Source organism: Serratia oryzae (assembly GCF_001976145.1).
Taxonomy (GTDB): domain Bacteria; phylum Pseudomonadota; class Gammaproteobacteria; order Enterobacterales; family Enterobacteriaceae; genus Chania; species Chania oryzae.
On the sequence record NZ_MOXD01000001.1, the window covers coordinates 295,351 to 321,223 of the forward strand.

Genomic DNA, 25,873 nt, shown 5'->3' on the forward strand with positions numbered 1-25,873 from the left:
CGCCGCCAGTGGATCATCAAGGTACTGATAATCAGGGTGATAACCAGCCCAGGGTAAGTTACCCGCAAAGCGCTAGTGCAGTGGATAGTTATAGTTGGCCGGGGTTTTACTCATGATATCGATAAAGGTTTCTTTGGCGGCTGAAAGAAAATGGAGAATACCGGCCAAGCTGAAAGAAATGCCCATCAGCCCCATAACAAACCAGCAGGCGGTGAACACGCCAAGACTGCTGAACATCAACGCCATACCGTTGCGGCTGGCTTTGCGGCAAACAACGTTTAACTGACTGGCGATAAACATCATGACTGCGCTCAGCAGTTCCCAACGCATCATGATTAAGCCAGTGGCTATGGTACTCATCTAATGTGATCCTCTACGGAAGTTGCTGCAATTTCATTGGGGGAAGGGATAACACGCTCACACAATGTGATATACGTCACATTATAGCGCCAAGATAATCGATTGCTCAACGATCGAACGGTTAAAGGCATTTGTTTTTACTTTCTTACAAACTGCAATCTACTACTGCACAAAAAAACATTTTCATGCCTGATTGAATCGCGGTTGATGAGTGCCAGCGCAAGTTGTGCCTATGCCTCTAATCCCGTTAATTATCTGGAATATACCCCGTCATTCGCCGATGGAGAGCTATACTGAAAATTCGACAAAGCCCAATTAAACTGTCTGTTTGCGAGGTGGTACATGCTATATGTTGATATTCCAAGCCGTGAAGAGTTCTCCCGTTTAGCCGATGTCCGCTCTGATGCCTGTATTTCCATCTACCTTGAAACCTCCCCGCTGCGCCAGAAATTGGATGCCAGTAAAATTCAACTGGGTAACCTTATTAAAGAGGCCTTAGATCAGGTGGCGGAAAAGGGGTTGGATAAACGCCGTTTGGCCCTGTTGGAAGAAGAACTTTATTCAGTACTGGAGGATGAGGGCTTTTGGGATCTTCATGCGCGCAGCCTGGCCATTCTGGCCACGCCGGACAGTATTAAAACCTACCGTTTAGCGAACGAACTGCCTAACCAGCTTGAGGTGAGCGAACGTTTCTATCTTAAACCGCTACTGCGAGCACTGACATTCCCTCATTCCGCTTATATTCTGGCGTTGTCCGAGAACCAGACGCGCCTGATTGAGTTTTTTGCCGATGTGCCCCCGGTAGAAGTCGCGGTGCCGAATATGCCTTCGCATAAGCGTGACGCCATGGGGGATGCTGCGTTAAACGATCACCACCACGGTGCAGTTCACCATAAGGTGCGGCTGGCACAATATACCCGTAAGATCGATCACGCTTTGCGCCCACTCTTTGCCAGCCATGATTACCCACTTATTTTGGCCAGTACCGAGCCCTTGGCTTCTATTTACCGTTCAACTAACTCGTTACCGAATCTGACCGATGAAACGCTTTTCAGCAATGCCGAGCATTTAGGGGCATCCGAACTAGTGACCTTGGTTCGGCCACTGATGGAGAAATACTATCAGGCACAGCTGAAGGCGTTGAAATCGCGCTTTGAAACTCGTGCGGGTGAACGGCGAGTGACGCAGGATCTGTCCGATGCCGCTCGCGCCGCTACCTTTGGAGCCATCGATCTCCTGCTGATCAATATCGACAGCAGCGTGAACGGAACCATTGATAACGACGGTGTGATCACCTTCAGCGGCAACAGTAATGAAGCCAGCTACGGGATCATTGATGAAATTGCCAAACGGGCGATGGCCACTGGGGCAAGGGTATTGGCAGTGCGCAGTGAAGATCTGCCCGCTGGTGCCGATCTCCACGCAATATTACGTTATCCGCTGTAAAACAAATGGCCAGTCTAAGCCCCGATAAGGGGCTTTTTACTGACTGGCCATAAATAAAAGAAAAGCCGGATAGATAGGCTATCCGGCTTAGGCTCACCATGGAGCTACCGAGTTATTTCAATCAATAATCGATAGCATCACGGATAATCGGGCAGGTCATACAGTGTCCACCACCGCGCCCACGGCCTAATTCACTGCCCACAATCTCAATCACCTCAACCCCTTCTTTACGCAGTTGGGTATTAGTTTTGGTGTTACGATCGTAAGCCAGTACCACACCCGGAGACAGGGCCACCATGTTGTTGCCGCTGTCCCATTGCTGGCGCTCGGTATCGTAGTCATTACCTTCGGTTTCGACGACGCGCAGTTTCTTCAGGTTCAGTGCGCCAGCGATCGCTTCAACAAAGGTGCCTTTATCACGGCTCAGTTTCATACCGGTTGGGCCACTATCCGGGCGCAAGGAGAAGGTCTTGATCTGATTGACGATCGCCGGATAGAGCGTGACAACATCGCGATCGCAGAAGGTGAAGACCGTATCCAGGTGCATTGCAGCACGCAGTTTTGGCATGGCTGCAATCATCACCCGTTCAACGCCGGAGTGTTTGTTGGCAAACAGGGCAGCGGCCAACTGAGTGATCGCCTGGTGCGAAGTACGTTCGCTCATACCGATCAGCACCGTTTTATTGCCGATCGGCATCACGTCGCCGCCTTCCAGCGTTGCGGTACCGTGATGCACCGTTGGATCCCCCCACCAGACGTTAACGTTGCCGGCAAAGTCTGGATGGAATTTGTAGATGGCCGTCGTCAGGATGGTTTCCTCATGACGGGCAGGCCAGTACAGTGGGTTCAACGTAACACCGCCGTAGATCCAGCAGGTGGTATCGCGGGTATATAAGGTGTTTGGCAGCGGCGGCAGCAGGTATTCGGTAATCCCCACCGCCTCGCGAATCAGTTTCAGCTCTTCGTGATCGGCATAGCCTTCTTTCGCCAGCTCGGTGGTAGAAAGGCCACCAATCAGCACTTCGGCCAGCGCACGCGGAGCGAGCCCGTCCAGGAAGCTGCGGGTTTCATTCAGAATACCCAGCGACACTTCATTGGGCACGATTTGCTGATCGAGGATCCACTTTCTGGCTTCAGGCAGCGCCAGCGTTTCTGCCAGCAGATTATGCATTTCGACCACATCCACACCGTGTTCGCGCATCTTGGTCATAAAGTCAAAATGGTCACGCTTGGCGCGCTCAACCCATAGCACATCATCGAACAGCAGTTCATCACAATTGCTTGGCGTCAGCCGGTTGTGCGCCTTACCCGGCGCACACACCATCACTTTATGTAATTTCCCTACTTCTGAATGTACACCAAACTTAGCCTGTGTCTTTTTTTTAGTCGACATAATGACTTGCCTCAATCAGATAGTAATAACGCCTGTTGCAATGTTGTAGATTGCAACCACTGCGGCGACCATAACGATAATGAAGAGCCCCATTTCAGCCGGTGTGAACACTTTTGCATGCTGTTCACGTTTGGCCATAATGTACAACAGTGTGCCTGGGCCATAGATGACGGCCGACAGCAACAGATATTTCATCCCTCCGGCATACAGCATTAACAGTGAGTAGAACGTGGCGATTAGCGCAATAATCAGGTCTTTCTTGTGATCTGTTTTATCGTTTTCATAGGTTTCACCACTCCAGGCCAGCTTCAGCCCGTATGCCCCAACCAGCAGGTAAGGGATCAGAGTCAGCGAACTGGTCAGCTCAAGCGCCAATTGGAAGGCATACTGGCTGAACAGGGTCAGGATCAGGAACACCTGAATGGTGATGTTGGTTAACCAGACCGCGGAAGAAGGAACCGCGTTACTGTTTTCTGTACCAAACACTCTTGGCATGCTTTTGCTTTTTGCGGCGGAGAACAACACTTCTGCCGCCAGCAGTGACCAGGAGAGATAAGCACCGAGTACGGAAACAATAAGACCGACGCTGATGAAGATGGCCCCCCAGCGGCCGACAATGGCTTCCAGTACACCAGCCATGGAAGGTTGACGCAACGCAGCCAAATCAGGGCGTAACATCACGCCGTAAGACAGCATAGTGATCAACACCAGCAGGCACAGTACGCCGATAAACCCCATCACCGTTGCAATGCCGACGTGTTTGCGCTCTTTGGCATAGCGGGAGTAGACACTTGCCCCTTCAATACCCAGGAAGACAAACACCGTGACCAGCATGGTACTGCGCACCTGGCTGAACAAGGACTCAGGCTCCACCGTTGGGGCGATCGCCGCTGCCGCATGGCCGACATAGCCATAGTCATTGAGGTGAGACAGGTCACCCACGTTGGCAGCGACCTGAGGTGCACCCCAGAAGTTAAGTGCAAAGACATCGCCCTTAAAGGCAAAAATCAACACGACAACAAAGAGGATAATTGGCAGAATTTTGGCAATAGTGGCAATGGTATTGATGGTAGCCGCGCTTTTAACGCCGCGTAATACCAGAATATGAAATGCCCACAAAATAACTGAGGCAACTAATACTGCAGGGATTGTATTACCGTCACCAAATACTGGGAAGAATGCCCCTAATGTGGATTTGATCAGCACAAAGTAGGAGACGTTACCAATACAGGTACCGGCCCAGAACCCAAGCGCTGAAGCAAAGCCGAGATAATCACCAAATCCTTCTTTGGCATAAATAAATACGCCAGAATCAAGATCCGGTTTACGTTGAGCCAAGGTTTGGAAAACAAAGGCCAGCATTAACATACCGCCGCCCGCAATACACCAGGCAATGATGGCACCAAACCCACCCGTTGCGCGCCCAAAGGTTGCCGGCAAAGAAAATATCCCGGCACCTATCATGGAACCCACCACTAAAGCGGTGAGAGACCATAGGGACAGTTTATTCGTTGATGAACTCGTCATAGTTTTCCTTACTGACACCAAGTCATAAGTTATGTGTTATTAAAGCCTAACGTTACGCACTCACGATTAAATCATAGTCATAACCGCCAATTTTTCCTGCCAGGAGAAAACCTTTACAAACATCAGCAGCAAAGTTGCGATTAATCGATGGAATCCTCGCCAGCATGCAGAACAAAAATCTAAGAATGGGAATTTTCTCAAAAAATAGTGCTTGGAACAGATAAAAATAAAGAGATTATTTTATTTTTACTCTTGATAATCATCGGCGGAAGCATGAGGAAAGTGGTTGAGATGTTTCAGCGTGAAAAGATAACGTTATTTTTAATTAAAAATAGGCACAGCATGAATTTGTCATAGATTGATGATGCTCGAGTGTGTGAGCCCTCAGCGTTTGGCAGTCATTGACTTAAGCATATATCAGCACACTGACAATTATGCGTTGTGCAGTCAGGGTTAATGTACTAGAATTATTTTTTATAAAAAACAGTAGGGTGCACCGTTCGCACTGAGTAATTGGTGGTAGCATAATGAGTAAAAATGTAAGCCAACATGCCCTGAAAAGCTTGAGTTGTTTTGCTGCAGTAACCTTTTTTTCAACCAGCCAAATGTGTGCCTATGAGTGTTTTCTGAATGCTAATGCCATGAGCATCCTGTACTTTCTATCAATTATATCTAAACCATTGTTTTTTATTATAATAGGCTATATAGACGAAATTGAAAATTTGACCAAAAAAGATATTGTTATCAAAATAAAGTCCATTATTTTGATCATGCTTTTCTGGAATATCGTTTTGTCACTGATTAAGACTCGATATATACAGCAAGGTTATCTGCTGCAGAATGGCATATTGCTAAATATGGGAGTTATCTATTTACTTTACCCCATCATTCTTAAGGGTATTAAGCATTTAAGGATAACCGCTTTATTTTTCGCCAGCTTAGTTGCCATTATCGCACTGCTTGACATCTTTAGCCCGCTAGACACCCAGGACGATCCGCTGTTTATTTCCAGCTATTCATTTATCTGGATCTGGGGAGGGTACTACATTTTTGGTCATATGCTAGGTTCTGAGCAAGGCCGCTTGTTTACCAAAAAAGCACGTGTGCTTTGGCTGGCAAAGCTGATGTTGATTCCGCTCGGTATATCGATGTATTTCTATGAGCGCTATTTATCAACCCACGTGCAACTCAGCGTTGCTGGCTGGTTTGTGTTAGAGCACCTGCATCTGTTAGCCATGAGTCTGGTACTGTTTATTCTGTTCGATAATATCAATATCAAAAGCAGGCTGATAACCAATCTGGTCGAATTTATCAGCCCGGCGATGGTGGGGGTGTATATCGTTCACTACAGCATGTTTTACTTTATCACCTCGCTGTATCACTTCAATGACGTCACATTAAAATTTACGTTGCTAGTGTTGGTCTTTATTGCCTCGGTTATTGTCTGCCGTTTGTTACTTCTGAATAGGTTCAGCGCCAGGATTATTTCCTTTTGAATCTTCAGGCAACGTGGCAATAGGTATGCGGCGAATGTTAATGCCGGTAATGCCTAATGCCAGCGTCAGTAACGGTGCGACGATATTAAACACGGCAAACGGCATATAGGCCATGGTTGAAACGCCCAAGACGGCTGCCATATAGGCACCGCACGAGTTCCATGGCACTAACGGCGAAGTCACAATGCCAGCATCTGAAACAATACGTGACAGGTTCTCTGGTGCCAGTCCGCGTTTAGCGAACTCGCCACTGAACAGGCGAGTTGGCAGCAGCAGGGCAATATACTGATCGCCAGCGGCGATGTTGAGCCCAATGGCGGTTCCTACCACTGAGGCAAACAGGCGGACAATCCCTTTGGCCCGCACCAACAAAGGGGTGACCAATTTATTGAGCAAACCAAAGTCATCAACCATGATCCCGAAGGTCACCGCTCCGATGATCAACCAGATCGTGAACAGCATGCTGTCCATACCGCCACGCGACAGCAGAGCATCGATCTGCGCTATGCCTGAGTTTTCCTGAAAACCATTAGCCATCGCCAGCCAAATGGCTTTAACCGCCTGCAATGGCGCGGCTAAATCGGGTTCGGCTACAAAGCGCACGATCGCCTGCGGTTGCATGAATGCGGCCATCACACCCGCCAGCAGTGCTGAACACATGATCGCCAGCGAGGCAGGGACTTTACACACCGATAGCCCGAGCAGAAAAACCAGCGGCAGCAGATTCCACGGTGTGATATGGAACAGCTCACTGAAGCGGGACAGTTCATTATTGGTGACCGTAGCATCAAAACCACTTTTATTGATACCCATAACGATAAAGGCAATCAGGGCAACCACCCCAGCAGGAACGGTGGTCCACAGCTGTGCCCGAATATGTTTATACAGCGGGACGCCATTCAACTGCGCGGCCAGCACGGTGCTTTCCGAAAGCGGTGAGATCTTGTCGCCCACATAGGCTCCTGAAATTACTGCTCCCGCAGTGACTTCAGGCGATAACCCCAGCATATTGGCCAGCCCGACCAAGCCGACGCCCAACGTACCGGCCGTGGTCCAAGAACTGCCGATGCTCATGGATACGACGACGCAAATCAGAAAAGTGATAGGGAAGAACCAGTTGGGCGTGATCATCTGGATGCCGTAATACACCATGGTAGGGATGGTACCGGACATATTCCAGGTGCCAATCAGCGCCCCTACGGCAAACAGAATAAAGATTGCGCCAACAACGGTTGAGATGCCTTTGCGCCCAGACTCAGAAACCTCATCCCAGGTATGGCCATTCTTTAAAACGATCACGGCCGTGACCATGGTACTGATAATGATAGCGACCTGCAGTGGACCATTGACTGCATCAAGACCAAACAGGGCAACGGAAGAACCCACCAAAATGATCAAGGTAAACACCGGAATAAGTGCATCAAAATAACTTGGCGCCTTCACCGTGCGGGGGGTTTTGGAATCAATGGCCATATGCACTCCACAGACAAATAAGACAATCGGATTGCCGGGATTTTTAAGATCGTTGTGTGGCTATACCTAGGTTAGCTGTTGCGGTAAGTATAGCTTGCGGCACTATATCGCAATGATTATTTTCATAATTGTGCGTATTGCCCGGCAATTGATGATATAGAGCACATCAAAGATGTGCGCTCTCGGGCTTTTTGATACCAGGAGCCGGAGAGCGCGATCCGTAAGGTATAAAATACGTGTCAATTATGTGAGGAATCTCTACTTTTGTTCCAGAATATCGACAAATTTGGCTAACCATTGCGGGTGAGCAGGCCAAGCCGGGGCGGTAACCAGATGGCCATCAACATGGGCCTGATCGATACCAATGTCGGCATAATGTCCGCCACTCAGCCGCACTTCAGGGGCACAGGCAGGGTAAGCGCTGCAGGTGCGTCCTTTAAGCACGCCAGCCGCCGCCAATAATTGTGGCCCATGACAAACGGCTGCAATTGGCTTGCGTGCGGCATCAAACTCCTGCACTAATTCAATCACCCGTGGGTTGAGGCGTAAGTATTCTGGCGCTCGGCCACCAGGGATCAGCAGGGCGTCATAATCTTCAGCGCGCGTTGCGGCAAAATCAGCGTTCAGTACAAACCGATGGCCCGGCTTTTCACTGTAGGTCTGTGCGCCATCAAAGTCATGAATGGCGGTCATGATGTAATCGCCTTTGCTTTTGTCTGGGCAGACAGCGTCAACGCTATATCCCAGCATTTGTAATGCCTGGAAAGGCACCATGGTTTCGTAATCTTCTGCGTAATCACCAACCAGCATCAGTATCTTTTTCTTGGCCATTGTCAGCATCTCGTGGTTGAGGGAAACTCTGTTAGTTATAGTTCATCGGCAGAAAACGGGGACTAATTCTGGATCAGCGCAACGTGACTTGGCATGCTGTTTGACGGTACCGCATACTACTGACGTTGTTTGGTTCAGGGATTCTGCTCTATCGACAGAAATGACAGGAGGAACATATGAGTCGTCTTACCGCAAAGGATTTTCCCCCAGAACTGCTTGAGCTTTACGACTACTATGCCCACGGGCTGATTTCCCGCCGTGAGTTTTTTGATCGCGCAGCCCGGTTTGCGGTAGGTGGGATCGCCGCCACGACGCTTATCGGTTCACTGCTTCCCGATTACGCGCTCGCTCAGCAGGTTGAGTTCACCGATCCTGACATCATTCCACAATATATCACCTATCCTTCCCCTAACGGCCACGGCCAGGTGCGTGGCTATCTGGTGCTTCCGGCCAAGGCCCAAGGGCCGGTTCCTGGCGTGGTGGTGGTACATGAGAACCGCGGGTTGAATCCGTATATTGAAGACGTGGCACGGCGCTTGGCGAAGGCCGGATTCGTTGCGCTCGCGCCGGATGGGCTGAGCTCCGTGGGCGGCTACCCTGGCAACGACGACAAGGGCAGGGAATTACAACTCTCGGTCAATCCAGAAAAGTTGATGAATGACTTTTTCGCTGCTATCGAGTTCCTGTTCAATCACAAAGCGACCACCGGCAAAGTGGGGATCACGGGTTTTTGCTATGGTGGCGGGGTGGCCAATGCGGCGGCGGTCGCTTATCCAGAGCTGGGGGCGGCGGTGCCATTTTATGGTCGCCAGCCGAAAGTGGAGGATGTCGCTCGCATCAAGGCACCGTTGCTGCTTCATTATGCCGCACTGGATGCCCGTATCAATGAAGGGTGGCCAGCCTATGAGGCCGCACTCAAAGCGGCAGGCAAAACCTATGAAGCCTATATCTATCCTGGCGTCAATCATGGGTTCCATAACGACTCAACGCCGCGTTATGACGAAGCCGCAGCCAAACTCGCCTGGGACAGGACGCTGGCCTGGTTCCGCCACTATCTGGCGTAAAAGGTGTTATGCGCAGGTAATTTTATGCCATTGATGAGACACTGAAGGCCGGTGAGTGCGATAACAAAGGAAAGGCCCTGATGCACAGAGAACGACACAGCATAGAAAAGATCGGCTGGCTGCGCGCCGCAGTGTTAGGCGCAAATGACGGCATTGTTTCTACCGCCAGCCTGTTATTAGGCGTTGCCTCAGCCAACGCCACCCACAGTAGCATTTTGCTGACGGGGATTGCGGGCTTGGCGGCTGGCGCGATGTCAATGGCCACTGGGGAATATGTCTCTGTGTCTTCCCAGGCAGATACGGAAAGAGCCGCGCTGGCGGAAGAACAGGCCGAACTGCATGCCGATTATGCGGGCGAACATCGCGAATTAACCTCTATTTATGTGCACCGCGGGCTCGATCTGGCGTTAGCCAAGCAAGTGGCAGAAAAACTGATGCAGCACGACGCTCTGGGGGCTCACGCCCGCGATGAGCTTGGCATTTCAGAAATCACTACTGCTCGCCCATTGCAGGCGGCGCTGGCTTCAGCCACAAGCTTTGCCGCCGGGGCGATACTGCCGCTTTGTGTGGCACTGATTGCCGCTGCGCAGTGGGCGATCCCCGCTATCGCTCTTTCCGCCTTGTTGTCGCTGGCGATCTTAGGCGGCATCGCCGCTAAAGCCGGGGGCGCACCCATTGGCCCTGGCGTGATTCGCATTACCTTCTGGAGTGCGCTGGCGATGGGGGTATCATCCGGCGTAGGGGCGTTATTTGGTTTGGTTGCGGGCTGAAGAGCCTGGCCGTTTTCTGGGGCAATCTGTTTGCCCCAGCGGCATGGGTTAGTGGCTGTCTTCCTGCGTGGTGAATACGCCAGCTTTCTGCTTACCAAAAACATAATAGAGCGCGGCCGGGACCAGTAATCCCACGATCCAAGAGACATCCGTACCTAACCAGTTATAGATTGGGCCTGTATATAAGGTGGTTGAGATGAAAGGAATTTGGGCTAAAACGCCGATGAAATAAATGCTGATGCCGAGGAAATTCCAGCGACCATAGCAGCCATCTGCATCCATTAGTGAGGCGTTGTCGTAGTGACCTTTCGCAACGAAGTAGAAGCTGGTGATATTAATCGCCGCCCAAGGGGTAAAAAAAGTCAGCAAGAATAGCAGAAAGGCCCGGAATGCATGTAAGAAGTCATCTTTAGCCAAGAAGGCCAGACAGGTAGATACTCCAACAATAAAGATAATAACGGCCAACCGCTGATAGCTGTTATGGCTGATCTTTCCCTTGAAACCACTGATAATCGTGGTCAGGCACATCAGGCTGCCGTAGGCGTTCAGCGTTGAAATAGTCACCTTACCAAAGGCAATGCTGAAATAGAGAAAAGCAGCCATCACGCCATTCGCCCCCAGGCTAACGATATAACCCACCTCATTGCCTGCAAACTGGTTACCGGCCAATGCCGCAGCAAACACGCCTAACACCATAGATATTTGCGAGCCGATCGCTGAGCCTGACCAGGTGGCAAAGAAAATTTTCGTTGAGGAGGTTTTACTGGGTAGGTAGCGTGAGTAATCTGACGCATAGGGTGAAAATGAGATCTGCCACGATGCAGAGAGAGAAACCGCGATCAGGAACTTGTCCCAGGCAAAATGACGATTCTCCAGCAACAAAGAAACGTCATTAATCGTCAGTAAGCGAATGAAAAGATAAGCGAAGGCGATAATGCCAAGCACCGTGGCAACTCGTCCTAAACGGTGAATAAAGCGGTAACCGATCATCGCAGAAACAATAATGATCAGAGCAAAGGTCAAGATCCCGGTAGCATTGCTGACGTGTGCCAACTGAGAGATCGCTTGGCCTGCCAGGATCAACCCGGTGGTGTTGAACCCCATATATAGTGTACAGACCAGCACAATGGGAATCGATGCGCCCAGCACCCCGAACTGTGCCCGGCTGGTAATCATCTGCGGCAAGCCCAGTTTTGGCCCTTGTATCGCGTGCAGTGCCATAATAGCTCCGCCGATTAATTGACCTAACAGTAGGCCGATAATCGACCAGAACGCATCTCCGCCTAATACAACGGCAAGGGCACCGGTCACGATAGCCGTAATTTGCAGGTTGGCACCGAACCAAAGCGTAAATTGGCTGAATGGTTTACCGTGCCTTTCATGCTCTGGAATAAAATCAATGACGCGTGCTTCAATTAATGGCGAGTTTTTCGGCATAGTCATCAAGATCCTTGATAAAATTTTTACGTTCAGAAAGAGGGTAATAATATGGGTTTAATGTATTACCCACGGTTAGCTGACGGACCTTTATTGCTGAAGCGCTTTTTCCAGCGCTTGAAGGAATAAAGTATTATCTTCGTGGCTTCCGACAGAGACACGTAAGAATTGGCGGTATCCGGCCTCAAGCCAGGGTTTGATAATGACCCCTTCACGGAGTAACGCGTTATTAACCTCCGGCACGGCAAGTGGGCTGGGGAAAAAGATGAAATTGGCCACCGAAGGTATCGGCTGCAGCCCTAAATGTTGCCGCAACACCTGATCCATCCTGCGTCGTTCAGTGCGGACATGCTCAACGCTGGCAGATAAGTGAGCCCGATCCGCCAGTGCCGCAACGGCTGCGGCCTGAGCACAGCGGTTAACGTTGAAAGGCGTTCGCAGGCGATCGATAGTTTCAGCCAAGGCAGGATCGCTGGTAATGCCATAGCCAATGCGCAATCCGGCAAGGGCATAGGCTTTGGAGAACGTTCTCAGAATAACGTAATGACATCCACTTTGCTGCAGCATCTTCAGACTGTCTGGATAGCCAGATTCGCCGTGCGCATACTCGAAATAGGCTTCGTCAAAGACGAGCAAAGTATGTGCGGGTAAACGATCGATAATATATTGCAGTTCCTCGCCGCTGAGGGCGCAGCCCACCGGATTCGACGGTGATGAAAACATCAAAAGACGTGTCCGTGGTGTCATTGCTGCCATCAGCGCCGGAACATCAATCCTCATATCATGTCCCATTGGAACGCCAATCACTTCCGCGCCAGCAGCCTGCGGATAAATAATATGTAAGCCGAAGGAAGGGAGAATCGTGACCACCTGATCGCCGTGATCGAGAAATACCCGGCAAATAATGCTGAGCAGATCTTCCGAACCATTACCAAAAACCAACCGGTTTTCATCAATCGCCAATTTATGCGCAAGGGCGGTACGCAATAAACTGCAATTCTGATCGGGATAAAGGGCACTGTTATTGGCTTCTGCGGTGAGTGCGGCGATTGCTTTTGGCGAAACTCCCAGCGGGTTTTCATTGCTCCCCAGTTTCGCCACTCGCTGAACGCCATATTTTTCTTGTACTGCTTCAATTGACAGCCCGGCGTTATATCCACTCAGGGCTTGTACCTCATTACGCGCAAAGGAGTTGGAAGTATACATTGCAAGATCCTTCTAAATTTAAGCTGCCGTAGCTAAAGGGTGAACATTCTTTCAGGTGGCTATACTTGAGCACTTTTAACGTATACTCGTATAGACAGGTAAGGGCAAGTAAGGGGCTGAGAGTGACTTTGGTTTGGTAAAGGGATAAGTTGAAAACTTTATAGTAATAAAAATCAGTGAGTTAAATTTTATTTAACTATAACGAAATGTCATTGGCCGATTTTAAACCGTCTTTTCCGGGGAAAATCAGCATGGAATTAGTTTTTTTTTGTGTTTTTGATCACATTTTATTTTCATTTAATTCACATCTGTATATTTATTGCCCTAGTTATTAGGGTGATCTCACCAACACGAAGTTATGTGCTTTACTTAGGGCAATAGAAGTACCTATTGGGTCTATAGAACTGAGATTTTTAGCCGTAGTATCACGATAAAACCCCAAAAAGAAGGTTGTATCATCATGACTCAGATTTTCACGTTAACATTGTCCCCCTCGTTAGACAGCGCCACAACAACCGCAAAAATTTATCCTGAAGGGAAACTGCGCTGTACTACGCCAATTTTTGAACCTGGCGGAGGCGGGATCAACGTAGCTCGCGCTGTGGTATATCTCGGTGGTCAGGCCAACGCGATTTTCCCCATTGGCGGCCCGACGGGTGAGCACTTGAAAGAGTTGCTCGATCGGGAAGGCATTCACACCGAAACGTTGCGCACCCAGGACTGGACACGGCAAAACCTGCACGTGCACGCCGATAATAGCGGCGAACAGTTTCGTTTTGTTATGCCGGGCGCACGACTGAACGAAGCAGAGTTTGATCAACTTGTGGAGCGCGTACATCAGATTCCCGCCGGTTCGATCCTGGTGATCAGCGGCAGCCTGCCGCCAGGCACGGCTATCGAAAAGCTAACCTATCTGATGCAACAGGCACAGGCGGTGGGCTTGCAATGTATCGTTGACAGTTCTGGCGAGGCGTTAAAGGCATGTCTGGATGTTGGTGGGCTCGCCTTGGTCAAACCAAACCAGAATGAGCTATCGGCGCTGATCGGGCGGCCGTTGGATAACCCGGATGACTTGCGCACTGCGGCTCAGGAATTGGTTCAGCGCGGGGCCGCCGAAAGGGTGGTGGTGTCGTTGGGGCCGCAGGGGGCATTAGCCGTCGATCGCCATCACTGTGTGCAGATAGTTCCACCGCCGGTGAAGAAAATGAGCACCGTCGGGGCGGGTGACAGCATGGTGGGCGCGATGACCTTGAAGCTGGCGCAAGGTGCCGATCTGATCGATACCGTACGCTTTGGCGTTGCCGCTGGTAGTGCGGCAACGCTGAACCTGGGCACGCGTCTTTGCTCATTGGAGGATACTCAGCGGCTGTACAACTATATCTGCAAGAGTTCTCAGTAGTAGGGAGGCTGGCTGCCGATACCGGCAGCCAGCCTGACACTTAAAGCTTATGTGCTGGTAAGATAACCCGGCTTTCTGCGTGCTGGAGTTCTTTGTACAGGTTAACCATGTACAGCATGATCACGATCGAGAAGGGTAACCCGCATAAGACCACCGCCGTTTGCATCGCCCCAAAACTGCTGGCATACAGCAAACCGGCACACACAACGATTGGGAGATAGGGGTAGAACAGTCAGCTTCTTTCTGGCGTTAAGCCATTCTTTATCGCCAGAAAGAAGTGTTGTTCAGGTATCGGATACTGATAATAATCCTCCCATCTAAAATATGTTTATAATTTGAAAAAAATACGTTAGACTTTTGGTTCTAATGTAAAATAAAAAACCTATTGTGTTTTCAGTGCTGAAAAAATTGACACAGGCATCTATTACCTCTGCCCTATAATGTTGACCATTTTTATATTTTTTTTACACTATCTCGGACTTTTTTATCAAAAAATTTACGCCCTCGTCTGTATAATCATTGTGCCGTGAGTGGTAGCCCTTTCAGTCAGAATGATGGTACATAGCATGAGGTTGTTAATGAGGTTTTTAAAGAGTAAAAATGGTGGATTAGTTATTGTTTTATTTCCATTCAGTTTTGTTTATGCAGCAGATAACTGTGTTAGTTCAATAGATAGTAATAATAATAACCTTTTACACTGTTCAGAGGTTATTTATTATTATAATCCCAGTAATCATGGTGGTTTAAAATTATCTGATTATTATGAAGTTACAATATCCACAACAACAAAAGCATCGACGGCCCCCTTGCAGGGTTGGGGGGTATACGGTAACGGTAGTACATATAACTTCAATAATTTAACTATATTTACTACAGGCGTAGATGCGGATGGCATTATAACAAAAAATGGAAAAAGCTCAATAAACACAAACGACTTAACTATAGCAACATCAGGTTCAAGTGCGGATGGTATAAACATTGGCAGAGAATCCTCTGGTTCTATTGTTACAATAAATGGCAATGCTGTAGTGAGTACCGCGAATGGCATGGGGATCCGTGCTAATGCAACCTATCAAGGGAGCGGAGTGAATACCATTGAGGTTAAAGGCACCACCCATATAAACACGCAAGGAAGTGGTGGTGGAAATAGTGGCTATGCTGTTTATGCAGGAACCGACTCATTGTACGGCCCTAATGACAGCGCCAAAATTGATTTACAAGGTAAAAGTACGATCACAACATCCGGGCTTAATGCTCACGGTGTTTATGCAAATGGCCGAGGGTATATGCGGTTAAATAGTGTTGATGTCATTACGTCTCACAAAGGTGCTAACGGCATTTTCGCTAATGCAACCAGTGGACTCTTGAATAATACGGCATTATATGGCGGTGTTATTGACTTACTCTCGGATGTCAGTGTTGCGGTGCAGAATGGAGGCAATGCAATTTATGCTTCGGGTAAAGGCTCTAAAGTTGCTTCTTTCGATAGCGAACAGCTTCAGCCTGCCTCGGGGGTTTATACTATCGTTGGAAATATTGTTGCAGATAGGGTGGGTGTCGTTGATCTTGCTATGACCAATGGTAGCAACATTACTGGTGTTGTGAACTCGAATCAGTATAAAGCCGATGGTTCGATAAATACTGTTAATAACAGTGGAACCGTAAATCTGGATATTACAGGTGCTGATAGCGTATGGAATATGACCGGAAATTCAGTTGTATCAAATTTGGTACTGAACAACTCAAAAATTAAATTTAGTGAACCTGATAATGCTACTGATCCCACGGAATTTATCGCTAAAAATTTGATTGTTGCGGGTAATTATATCAGTGATGGTAGCCAGTTAGTCTTAAATACCGTGTTGGGTGGTGATGATTCCGCTACCGATAAACTGGTGGTGCAAGGCAATACGTCCGGTACTACGTACGTCAGAGTAAACAACATCGGTGGCAGTGGTGCCGCAACGCTCAATGGGATTGAACTCATCCAGGTAAATGGCGTATCTGAGGGGGAGTTTGTCCGAAATGGCCGTATTGTGGCCGGGGTTTATGACTACTCTCTGGTACGCGGGGCTGAGGGCAATAGCAATAACTGGTATCTGAGCAGTTCAGTAAGCCCAGATCCAACACCAGACCCAGATCCAACACCAGACCCAGATCCAACACCAGACCCAGATCCAACACCAGATCCAGGCCCAACACCAGATCCAGGCCCAACACCAGACCCGACTCCAACACCAAACCCAGCACCGAGCCCTTCAGTAGAGCGCCCGGAATCAGGGGCTTACACGGCTAACCTGACGGCGGCCAACACGATGTTTGTTACCCGTTTACATGACCGATTGGGGGAAACTCAGTATATCGATGCACTGACCGGTGAGCACAAAGTTACCAGCCTGTGGTTGCGTACCGAAGGAGGCCATAATCGCTTCCGTGATGACCACGGTCAGTTGAGCACACAGGCGAATCGTTATGTCGTGCAACTGGGGGGCGACATTGCTCAGTGGGGTCATAACGGGGCGGACCGTTTCCATCTAGGGCTGATGGCCGGTTATGGCAACAGCAAGAGTACCACAGTGTCTAGTTTGTCCGGTTACAACGCCAAAGGGTCGGTAGACGGTTACAGCACCGGGGTTTATGGGACCTGGTATAGCAACGAGGCCGATAAGTCGGGTCTGTATGTCGACAGCTGGGTTCAGTACAGTTGGTTCAACAACAGGGTCGCGGGTCAGGAGTTGGCGAGTGAAGAGTATAAGTCCAAGGGGGCGACAGCCTCGGTTGAGAGTGGTTATACCTTCAAAGTCGGGGTAAATAGTGCGAAAAATGCCACATACTTTATCCAGCCCAAAGCACAAGTCATCTGGATGGGGGTGAAAGCCGATGACCATACGGAAGCCAACGGCACCCGTGTTTCTGGTGAAGGGAATGACAATATCCAGACTCGTCTGGGGATGAAAGCCTTTATGAACGGCTACAGTGATCAGGACAAAGACAAGGATCGTGTGTTTCAGCCGTTTGTGGAAGTGAACTGGGTCCATAATACTCAGGACGTTGGAACCACTATGGATGGTGTTAGCGTAAAGCAAGCCGGTGCAGTGAATATTGCGGAATTGAAAATAGGTGTTGAAGGCCAACTCAACAAGCAAGTGAATCTGTGGGGTAATGTTGGCCAGCAGGTGGGTAACAAAGGTTACAGCGATACCGCCGCCATGCTGGGCGTGAAATATAACTTCTAAGCATCAGAAATCAACGTTCCCAGCTTATCCCCATAGGTAGGGAACGTTATCTCCAAGTCAATCATTCACTTTAAAGTCAGGCAAGAAGAGATAGGGCATGAGGTAATTAGTCTATGGGGGTTTATGACCTTCGCACTGTGCAGATGTAATTTAACATAATATACATTATGCGCACCAACATAACGACACGTACAATTTGGCTGGCTGTGGCAGCTAAGGTTTATCGATGTCGTGTGTCGTGTCACGAACGACGGTTATCTTGCAACATATCGATAAGGACTGTTCGTGAGCAATGATATGAGCCGGATTGACATAAATGAAGCCCCTGATTTTGATCGCGCTACGTAAAATCTGACAAACAACAGCTGTCGTTGTCTTGCTGATTTCAGCAAAATGCATGCAAAAGGCAGACGCACGATAATAATGATATTGGCCCACACCTTTTACGGCGTGGGCCCTTTACTCGTTGATCAGGAAGAATGTTCTTCTTCGTCAATCAGCTCTTTAGCGCGTTGCTTCATAAACACCACTTCCTGTGGTTTAGAAAGATTCACCTGCTGTGCGCGCAGCATTTTGAGAATGTTGAACAACAGATCGCTTTTGGTGGCGCCAACCATACGCGGGCTGGCGACATAGCCGGTCACGCTGAGGATGATACCCTCCGGGCCAAGCTGACTGAAGCGCACATAAGGCGCAGGCGTTTCAAGAATAGCCGCATATTCCCGATAGGCTTCCAGCAGAATATTGCGCACCAGTTCAGGATCGATATTCACCGGGAACGTCAGCGCGATCGTTACCACGCCCTGGGCGTTCCCCATGGTGGCATTGCGCACGTTCTGCGAAATCAGCTGTGAGTTGGGCACGATCATGGTTGAGCGATCGCTCAGTTGGATCTCGGTGGCGCGCACGTTAATACGGCGTACATCCCCTTCCACGCCGCCAATGCCGATCATATCCCCGACTTTTACCGGGCGCTCCGTGAGCAGGATCAGGCCGGAGATAAAGTTCTTCACGATCTCCTGCAGGCCAAAACCGATACCGACCGATAACGCACTGACGATCCAAGCAAGATTGTTCCACTGGATGCCCAAGGTGGCTAAGGTGATCAAAATGATCAGCACATAGCCAACATTGCTGAACAGTGTGACCAATGAGGCTCGGATACCGATATCGCTGATGGTTTTTGGCAATAGCTCATGGCTCAACCAACGCTGGGTTACCCGCAGAACATAGATGCCGATCACCAGAATAATCACCGCATTGAGCAAATTGCTCGGCACAATATTCAGGCGTTTTAACCCTTCTCCGCTCAAAATGGCGATAATCTTTTCAATCAGCGAATTAGGGGTGGTGGTACCAAATGAACCATTGAGTAATGCAACAATCATCAGCAGCAGTAATGAACATTTGCTGATAGCGGTAAAAATAATCGTTAATTGTTCAAGATGGCGATCTTTGAAGTTGAGGGACTTCTTCAACGCTCGGCCACAGGTGGTGTGTGGTGAGAAAACGGCGGCACAGAGATCGGTAGTGAACAGCACCAGGAAATAGAACGCCATTAGAACCAGCGCAATCCAGATTAACTGATAGACCAGAAAACGGGCAAACGCGACGTAACCGATTAACAGCGATAGCAGGATCACCACGGAAAAGAGCAAGATCAGGAGATTAGCGACTCCATTGAGCGTAGAGCGTTTCTCCACGTGTTCACCATTACGCACTAATCGATGGCGAATATGGCGAGCACGCAAGGGTATGGCTAATAGCACTAACGCCATCAACGTAGAAACCAGCCCGTTGCCCAATACCGTTGTCTTAAGGCTGGCCCCCGTTACGTTGTTGATCTGTTCGATTGAGCCAAAAGCCAATGCCAAAGCGGCAAGCAACGGTGGAAAATAACGCATACCGGAAGCAACGGCGTTCTCCATATGTGCCAAACGCCAGGATGGGCGATTAAGTGAAAGGTAAGCCCGCCCTAGCCCGGCGATCAAGGCGCAGAAAACCCCTAATTGCTTAACGCCATTGGCGAAATCATGAACCACAGGGCTGAATTCTTGAACGCGAGAAAAAGTGAGTTCAATCAGATTGAGTGCCAACGTTACGGCAAACAACGTAATCATCGCCGTTGCCAATGCCATAAAGCTACGGCGCAGGCGGCCATCCGGTAAGTAACGTATGCACAACCATGCCAGAAAACGCTCAACGGAATAACGGCCCAGCGACCAAATGACAACGGCCAATCCTAGTAACCCCACGGTGCCGTAGCGCCATTCCTCCTGCCAACTGGTCTCCCAAATTTGCAGCATCTGTTGATTGAAGTCACTAAACCGATTCAGATCTTCTTCTGGCGGCTGCTCCTCTGCCCCCCAGAAGTCACTACTCAAGATACTGCCCGTATTTAACGCTAGCTGCGTTTTGAACGCGACACGCCGCAGATCGTTAATCTGTTGCCCCAATGCGATGGCGTTAGCCCTGATCGCTTGCGAACGTTTTACTGCATCATCCAACTGCGCTTTACTGCTGTCTAGCACATTGCGCTGCTTGGCGACAGCCGCCGTTTCAGCCATTGCACCAGGTGCAGGCTCTGGCCCAAGTACTTCAAGTTGCGCTCGCAGTTTTTCCTGCTCTGGCTGCAGATCGGTCACCAATTTCTCTAAATCGATCGCTAACGCCTGCGTGGCAATAAACAGTTTGCTCAACTGATTATCCGTGTGGGCTTTCGAGACCTGTTGCTTGATGGTATCCAACTGCTTTTGATAATTCTTCAGAGCTATGGCGGTATCCGGCTGGTTATCTACCGCGGCGGCGGCCGGGGTGGCCGCATTGGCTGACGGGAACGGCGGAAAACCCAACAACAGAAAGGCTAACAGGAGTATTTGTAAGGACTTCATCATAACCGTGGATACTCAGCATGAGTTGGCGTTAGAACGCGACAGACGAAGTGATTCCGTCTGAATAACAAGAAAAACTAATTATAGTAATAACCCATAGCGCGCAAAAGCGTATTCATACGAGAATAACGAGAGAAGTTGTCAATACTGCGTGGGAATGCTCGAAAGGTTAAGCGCTCCTTTCCAGTAGGAAAAGGAGCGTGGGTTATCACAGGCTCAATCACAGCGGCTCTACGTGCCCAACTACCCGCGATATTGCAGGAAACTGCATTCTTAATTGCCTTTCTATAAAATCAACCGCATCGTGCGCCGCCGTAATCGACAACGCAGGCAACACCCGACAATGGAAGTTCACAATGACACCCTGCGGCGTTTTACGAGCGCGGATATTGTGCACATCTTTGACCAACCCGCCGTGTTCAGCAGAAAGGGCCAATGCCTGTTTGATCTGCATCAACTCGTCATATCCCACATCCTGGCTGGCAAGCCAATCTATCGTTTGCGGTTCCAAATGGGTTTCTATCTCGGTGTTCTCGCCGAGTGCCTGGCGCAGAATATCCTCTATCTCGCAGGCAATATCATGCGCCTGCTCTACGCTGGCACTGGCTGGCACCGCCAAATCCATACTGATCGACATATGATCGGCCAACTGTTGCAAGGTGAGATTTTGCACCACGGCCCCATGATTGGCGGCCAGAATGCGGATGCGGGTCGCCATATCCTCGTCGCTTCTGGCCTGAGGTATGGCAATTACCCGCACTTCTGCATTGGCATATTGCTGCTCAATCTGCACGGCAATCGCCGTTTTTAGCCCGTTGATCCGCTCAAGCGGCAGCGTCCGGCAGACCCCGACGCTTACCTCGATAAACAGCGTGGCCCCAGCGCTGCGCAAACGGATACTTTCCGTGGAGAGGATCGCCGGGAAATCATTGAGCAAGGTGCTAATATCTTCCCGGCTCCCGGCAGGTGCGGTGTCGATCAACGAGTCAAACGAACGTTTACCCAGCTTCAGGGCGGCAAACAGAATAAATCCTGCGACGATCAGCGCCGCCAGCGCATCCGCACGGGCAAAGCCGAACAGCACAAAAATCATCCCCAGCAATACCACGCCAGATGACAGCATATCAGAGAAGAAATGCAGCGCATCGGCCTCCAAGGCCGCGCTGTCCGTTGCTTTTGCCACGCGATTCAGCGCCTTGACGCGGAAAAAGTCGATCACAATCGACACTAGCAGCACAGCAATCACCACCGGGGCAGCAACAATCTGGTGCGCTTCGCCTAGCAGGCTGCTCGTCGCTTCATAAATGATCCACCCTGCAGCAGCCAAAAGCAGTAACACCTCGAACAACGCCGCCAGGTTTTCGACCTTGCCATGGCCGAAATGGTGTTCGTCATCGGCTGGTTTATCACTAACGCGCACCGCCCACCAGGTGATAGAGGTCGCGACAAAGTCGGTGAAAGAATGAATACCTTCAGAGATAAGACCAATACTGCCGGTGAAAATACCCGCAATAAATTTTCCCAATGCCAGTAGACCGCTGGCAATCATTGAATTTCTGGCAACGGTTTGTTTTTCATTTTGCATAACACAACTCATGTTCAGAGTAAGACATTAATTTTTTGTTTTTGCCGAAAATTGCCAGACAAAAGCGATGAGCAGAATACTCCCCGAAAACGTTAACATCAAACTGGAGAGAAATTCAGACTTACCGGTTGAATAGAAATAAATCTCATTAATACCTACAGAGATCATTAAAATAGCGTAAAGTAATCCAATAATAAAAATAGCCATGATTATCACACGCGGTTAATACCGTCAGTTTTTGAGTATTACGATATCCTCCCCGCAATCCAAGATGCTATTACGGGGAGGATGTTTCTAGGCGGTTCTTTTTCGTTCATTAGTCATCCCATCTCGTGCTCATGTAGGCTGCCGCTAGCCCCAGTACGCTGATTAACCCCAAAAAACCCATAAACATCATCATGTTTCCCATAACTTCATCCTGTTTAAATGTAATCGATAACGACCTCTGTGATTAAAAGTACACCTGAGATATCACTCATTGCTTTGACGAACACCTCCTTGGTTATCGGCTCCCACCCTCGGCAGGAGCCGCTATACCCGTCATAGTTGCTTGGGTGTTTGGCCGCGTGACTCAGCCCATACCGGGCCTTGCCCCTTCGGGGCCACCGCAAGCGGTGGTCAAATCTGCTTGCGCAGATTTGTCACTCACCCCAGGAACGATCTTGAGTAAGCTCCTGGGGTTTCGTTCAGTTGCCGCCTACAAGCAACTCGAATTATTTTGGGTATATATGGTCTTAAATACCCAGAACAGCCTGAGCAATTTTGAAGTAAATGATCAGACCGGTGCCATCAATAAAGGTGGCAATAAAAGGAGCAGAAACCACAGCCGGATCAATCCCCCCTCTTTTCAGTAGCATCGGAATAATGGAGGCAACAATTGCGCTCCAGACAGTGATCGCAACCAGTGACAGACTGACCACCAGAGTCACATCCATGCCCACGCCCATGATCCAGGCGCGGATCCAGGCTGCCACCCCGATAGTGATGGCGATCAGCAGCGAAGTACTCACCTCTTTACTGATCACCGCGCCCAGATTGCGCAGGCTGACCTCGCCCAAGGCCATGGCACGCACCAGCGTTGAGGTGATCTGGGTGCCACTATTACCGCCAGTGCCAATCAGCAGTGGAATAAAGAAAGCAAGCGCGATAGCCGCTTCCAGTTGTTCCTCAAACGCCTTCAGCACGTTGCCGGTATAAGCTTCGGCCACAAACAGTAGCAGCAACCAGGCAGAACGTTTACGCCACAGCACCCAAGGGCTGGTTTCCAGATAGGGCTTATCCAGCGGCAGGCTGGCGCCCTGGCGCTGCGCATCCTCCGTATTTTCATCCTCAATCAGGCGGGCAATCTCTCTTTCACCTAAAACGCCGACCAATGTCTTATTAACCACTACCGGGACAACATCCAGTCCGCCCTTACCCAGCAAATGCGCCACATCACTCCTATCGTCATCGGGTGAGACGTGAAAGTAGGTGTGGTTCATCATGGAATCCAATGCGCGATCGCCGTCATTGGATTGCAGCAGCTTTTTTACCGACAACATACCGCGCAGATGATCATCATCAGCGGTGATAAATAACTGTGTGGGTATTTCATCGGTTTGCAATTGCGACAAAAAATATTCTTTTGCCTCATTCACCGTCATCGTGCCGGAAACGGTGATGAAATCTGAGCTCATGTAGCCCGCAACAGAAGATTCTTTATGCACTGTCGCCGAGGGGGCCACCATTGCCGCTGAGTATGGAAGTGATTTAATCATGTTAGTCCCTATTTCTGTTTAAACTTCAACAGTGAATCGCATAGGGGCGTTAACCAAAGAGGGAGTGCAGACAGCCTATCTCCGCGTCCAGGTTTTAGCACTATACAACGTATCTGAAAAAAATTTCAGAAGTTACTTTGGGCTAAACCTTAATCCGATAAAGCCTGTCTTAACCTTGGGCATCTCTCGATGTCGTCAGATCAGTAACCTGTGTTTGTATAGGAGCCTCGCCAAACGAGATACTGCATATAAACTACACGGTGATTATAGGCTCATTAGGCTTGATTGTTCTCGATAACTCACAGTTCGTTGAGGCTCTATTTAAGAAATATCCACGAAACCGGCTTTGATTTTAAATTGAACCTTTATATTAAGGCATGCTTATAGGAAAAATCCTGTTAAGAATTTTTAGTAAGGAAAAGACGATTTTCGTATTTAATACTTTATGTTACTCTACTCGATATAACCATGCCTACAGACAATAAAAACGATATTTTACAATAAGTTAAAACCAGGAAAATTATACAAAATGGAAAGTCGCGTATTCACTAGCGTTGCGGAGCTTATATATAAAAAATACGATGGAGATATAAAGTCATTTGCACAAATACACAAAACCAGCGTTCATAAAGTCCACGACTGGATACGTCGCGACGCACACATTATTAATGGAAAAGTCTGTATCCCCACCAAACATTCGGCATAAAATAGGGAATATTCCTACAAAATAAATATCGGGCCACGCACCTTTGCCTGTGCCCGAAAAGGCTCCTGCCCGGCTCCCATCGTCACATCCCCATGCTTTGTTAATGCTTAACTTTTCCTCAGTAAAAGACCATTTAGTGAGCAAAAATCAAAAATATTCTAATACGAATCGTTTTCACTATCATTCTTGATGATCTTGGATACAATTGACAGCTCGCGCTTACCCGGCGCTGGTCACTTTTCTTCTTTGGTCACTATAAGGATAACCGTATGAAGTTGCGTCTCACCTCTCTGGGGCCTGTTGCCTTACTGGCGACGTCCATGATGCTGGCCTTCTCTGCCAGCGCAACCTCCAACGATCAAGGGATCGTGGTTTATAATGCCCAACACGAAAACCTGGTGAAATCCTGGGTTGAAGGCTTTACCAAAGACACTGGCATTAAAGTTACCTTGCGTAACGGCGGTGACAGCGAGCTGGGTAACCAACTGGTGCAGGAAGGCAGTGCTTCACCTGCCGACGTTTTCCTCACAGAAAACTCCCCGGCCATGGTGTTGGTAGACAACGCCAAACTGTTTGCCCCCTTAGACGGCAGCACGCTAGCGCAGGTTGAACCACAGTATCGTCCGGAGCATGGCCGCTGGACGGGTATCGCCGCCCGCTCGACGGTGTTTGTTTATAACCCGGCCAAGCTGAGCGAAGCGCAGTTGCCGCAATCCCTGCTGGATCTGGCTAAACCTGAGTGGAAAGGCCGTTGGGCTGCGTCCCCATCAGGGGCCGACTTCCAGGCCATCGTCAGTGCCCTGCTGGAGCTAAAAGGTGAAGAAGCCACGCGTGAATGGCTAAAAGCGATGAAAACCAACTTCACCGCCTATAAAGGCAACAGCACCGTGATGAAAGCCGTTAACGCTGGCCAGATCGACAGCGGTGTGATCTATCATTACTACCCGTTTGTTGATGGTGCCAAAACCGGTGAAAACAGCAAAAATGTCAAACTGCACTATTTCAAACATCAGGATCCTGGTGCTTTTGTCAGCATTTCCGGTGCCGGGGTTCTGGCCTCCAGCAAGCAACCACAGCAGGCACAAGAGTTCGTGAAGTGGATCACGGGCAAACAGGGCCAGGAGATCCTGCGGACTAACACCGCCTTTGAATACGCCGTCGGCGTGGGTGCGGCCTCCAACCCTAAACTGGTGCCGCTGCAAGATCTGGCTGCGCCAAAAGTTGAGCCTTCCAAACTGAACAGTAAGAAAGTCGTTGAACTGATGACCGAGGCAGGTCTGCTATAATGCAGCGCTT

General features: G+C 49.4%; 19 protein-coding genes, 1 pseudogene and 1 riboswitch. Of the genes and pseudogenes, 7 read left to right on the forward strand and 13 right to left on the reverse strand.

Annotated elements, in window-relative coordinates; all coding sequences use genetic code 11:
- Positions 1 to 72 precede the first annotated feature (72 nt).
- The gene (locus tag BMI79_RS01420; RefSeq protein WP_076940053.1) at positions 73 to 360 is read right to left on the reverse strand and encodes a YjcB family protein; all 288 of its coding nucleotides are present in this window, start codon (positions 358 to 360) and stop codon (positions 73 to 75) included.
- Positions 361 to 702: 342 nt separating this feature from the next.
- Between BMI79_RS01420 and BMI79_RS01425 the strand changes: the two genes are divergently transcribed.
- Complete coding sequence (locus tag BMI79_RS01425) at positions 703 to 1,806, forward strand: baeRF11 domain-containing protein (RefSeq protein ID WP_076940054.1); 1,104 nt, start codon at positions 703 to 705, stop codon at positions 1,804 to 1,806.
- 121 nt (positions 1,807 to 1,927) lie between these two features.
- Here the strand turns inward: BMI79_RS01425 and arcA are convergent, their stop codons facing one another.
- Both arcA and BMI79_RS01435 read right to left on the reverse strand, forming a co-directional pair.
- Positions 1,928 to 3,199: an arginine deiminase gene (arcA, locus tag BMI79_RS01430; protein WP_076940055.1), complete on the reverse strand. Its 1,272-nt coding sequence runs from the start codon at positions 3,197 to 3,199 to the stop codon at positions 1,928 to 1,930.
- A gap of 15 nt (positions 3,200 to 3,214) precedes the next feature.
- Positions 3,215 to 4,726 (reverse strand): amino acid permease, encoded by a 1,512-nt coding sequence (locus tag BMI79_RS01435; RefSeq protein WP_076940056.1) that lies wholly within the window; start codon positions 4,724 to 4,726, stop codon positions 3,215 to 3,217.
- A gap of 527 nt (positions 4,727 to 5,253) precedes the next feature.
- Between BMI79_RS01435 and BMI79_RS01440 the strand changes: the two genes are divergently transcribed.
- Positions 5,254 to 6,222, forward strand: a complete 969-nt coding sequence (locus tag BMI79_RS01440) for an acyltransferase family protein (RefSeq protein WP_076940057.1) — start codon at positions 5,254 to 5,256, stop codon at positions 6,220 to 6,222.
- On the opposite strand, the gene BMI79_RS01445 is transcribed toward BMI79_RS01440, so the two are convergent.
- Together BMI79_RS01445 and BMI79_RS01450 are read right to left on the reverse strand one after the other, a co-directional pair.
- Positions 6,181 to 7,695: a Na+/H+ antiporter NhaC family protein gene (locus BMI79_RS01445; RefSeq protein ID WP_076940058.1), complete on the reverse strand. Its 1,515-nt coding sequence runs from the start codon at positions 7,693 to 7,695 to the stop codon at positions 6,181 to 6,183. The genes BMI79_RS01440 and BMI79_RS01445 overlap by 42 nt on opposite strands.
- Positions 7,696 to 7,953: 258 nt before the next feature.
- The gene (locus tag BMI79_RS01450; RefSeq protein ID WP_076940377.1) at positions 7,954 to 8,526 is read right to left on the reverse strand and encodes a DJ-1/PfpI family protein; all 573 of its coding nucleotides are present in this window, start codon (positions 8,524 to 8,526) and stop codon (positions 7,954 to 7,956) included.
- A gap of 176 nt (positions 8,527 to 8,702) precedes the next feature.
- On the opposite strand from BMI79_RS01450, the gene yghX reads away from it, so the two are divergent.
- Positions 8,703 to 9,590, forward strand: coding sequence for a YghX family hydrolase (gene yghX / locus BMI79_RS01455; protein ID WP_076940059.1), 888 nt, complete (start codon positions 8,703 to 8,705; stop codon positions 9,588 to 9,590).
- 80 nt (positions 9,591 to 9,670) lie between these two features.
- A complete protein-coding gene (locus tag BMI79_RS01460; protein WP_076940060.1) occupies positions 9,671 to 10,360 on the forward strand; it encodes a VIT1/CCC1 transporter family protein in 690 nt (229 codons plus the stop codon).
- 48 nt (positions 10,361 to 10,408) lie between these two features.
- On the opposite strand, the gene BMI79_RS01465 is transcribed toward BMI79_RS01460, so the two are convergent.
- Both BMI79_RS01465 and hisC read right to left on the reverse strand, forming a co-directional pair.
- Complete coding sequence (locus BMI79_RS01465) at positions 10,409 to 11,797, reverse strand: purine-cytosine permease family protein (RefSeq protein ID WP_425272338.1); 1,389 nt, start codon at positions 11,795 to 11,797, stop codon at positions 10,409 to 10,411.
- A gap of 90 nt (positions 11,798 to 11,887) precedes the next feature.
- Positions 11,888 to 13,003 carry a histidinol-phosphate transaminase gene (gene hisC / locus BMI79_RS01470; protein ID WP_076940062.1) on the reverse strand — a complete coding sequence of 372 codons (1,116 nt, stop codon included), beginning with the start codon at positions 13,001 to 13,003 and terminating at the stop codon, positions 11,888 to 11,890.
- Between the two features lie 460 nt (positions 13,004 to 13,463).
- Here hisC and pfkB point away from each other — a divergent pair, with 460 nt between their 5' ends.
- Positions 13,464 to 14,402, forward strand: a complete 939-nt coding sequence (gene pfkB, locus BMI79_RS01475) for a 6-phosphofructokinase II (RefSeq protein ID WP_076940063.1) — start codon at positions 13,464 to 13,466, stop codon at positions 14,400 to 14,402.
- Positions 14,403 to 14,442: 40 nt separating this feature from the next.
- Here pfkB and BMI79_RS01480 read toward each other — a convergent pair.
- Positions 14,443 to 14,613: pseudogene (locus BMI79_RS01480) on the reverse strand (BCCT family transporter); the annotation flags it as partial.
- Between the two features lie 355 nt (positions 14,614 to 14,968).
- Between BMI79_RS01480 and BMI79_RS01485 the strand changes: the two are divergent.
- Positions 14,969 to 17,638 (forward strand): autotransporter outer membrane beta-barrel domain-containing protein, encoded by a 2,670-nt coding sequence (locus tag BMI79_RS01485; protein WP_244157300.1) that lies wholly within the window; start codon positions 14,969 to 14,971, stop codon positions 17,636 to 17,638.
- A gap of 470 nt (positions 17,639 to 18,108) precedes the next feature.
- Here the strand turns inward: BMI79_RS01485 and BMI79_RS01490 are convergent, their stop codons facing one another.
- The 5 genes from BMI79_RS01490 to BMI79_RS01505 all read right to left on the reverse strand — a co-directional run bounded on the left by BMI79_RS01490 (position 18,109) and on the right by BMI79_RS01505 (position 23,871).
- Positions 18,109 to 20,532 (reverse strand): DUF3772 domain-containing protein, encoded by a 2,424-nt coding sequence (locus BMI79_RS01490; RefSeq protein WP_076940065.1) that lies wholly within the window; start codon positions 20,530 to 20,532, stop codon positions 18,109 to 18,111.
- A 217-nt stretch (positions 20,533 to 20,749) separates the two neighbouring features.
- Positions 20,750 to 22,114, reverse strand: coding sequence for a cation-efflux pump (locus BMI79_RS01495; RefSeq protein ID WP_076940066.1), 1,365 nt, complete (start codon positions 22,112 to 22,114; stop codon positions 20,750 to 20,752).
- 27 nt (positions 22,115 to 22,141) lie between these two features.
- A complete protein-coding gene (locus tag BMI79_RS24460; protein ID WP_076940378.1) occupies positions 22,142 to 22,321 on the reverse strand; it encodes a hypothetical protein in 180 nt (59 codons plus the stop codon).
- A gap of 109 nt (positions 22,322 to 22,430) precedes the next feature.
- On the reverse strand, positions 22,431 to 22,523 hold the full coding sequence (mgtS, locus tag BMI79_RS23720; protein ID WP_143555407.1) for a protein MgtS: 93 nt from the start codon (positions 22,521 to 22,523) through the stop codon (positions 22,431 to 22,433).
- A gap of 325 nt (positions 22,524 to 22,848) precedes the next feature.
- Positions 22,849 to 23,871, reverse strand: a complete 1,023-nt coding sequence (locus BMI79_RS01505) for a magnesium transporter (protein ID WP_076940067.1) — start codon at positions 23,869 to 23,871, stop codon at positions 22,849 to 22,851.
- 72 nt (positions 23,872 to 23,943) lie between these two features.
- A riboswitch (M-box (ykoK) riboswitch) is annotated at positions 23,944 to 24,117 on the reverse strand.
- A gap of 729 nt (positions 24,118 to 24,846) precedes the next feature.
- On the opposite strand from BMI79_RS01505, the gene BMI79_RS01510 reads away from it, so the two are divergent.
- Positions 24,847 to 25,863: an iron ABC transporter substrate-binding protein gene (locus BMI79_RS01510; protein ID WP_076940068.1), complete on the forward strand. Its 1,017-nt coding sequence runs from the start codon at positions 24,847 to 24,849 to the stop codon at positions 25,861 to 25,863.
- Positions 25,864 to 25,873 lie beyond the last annotated feature (10 nt).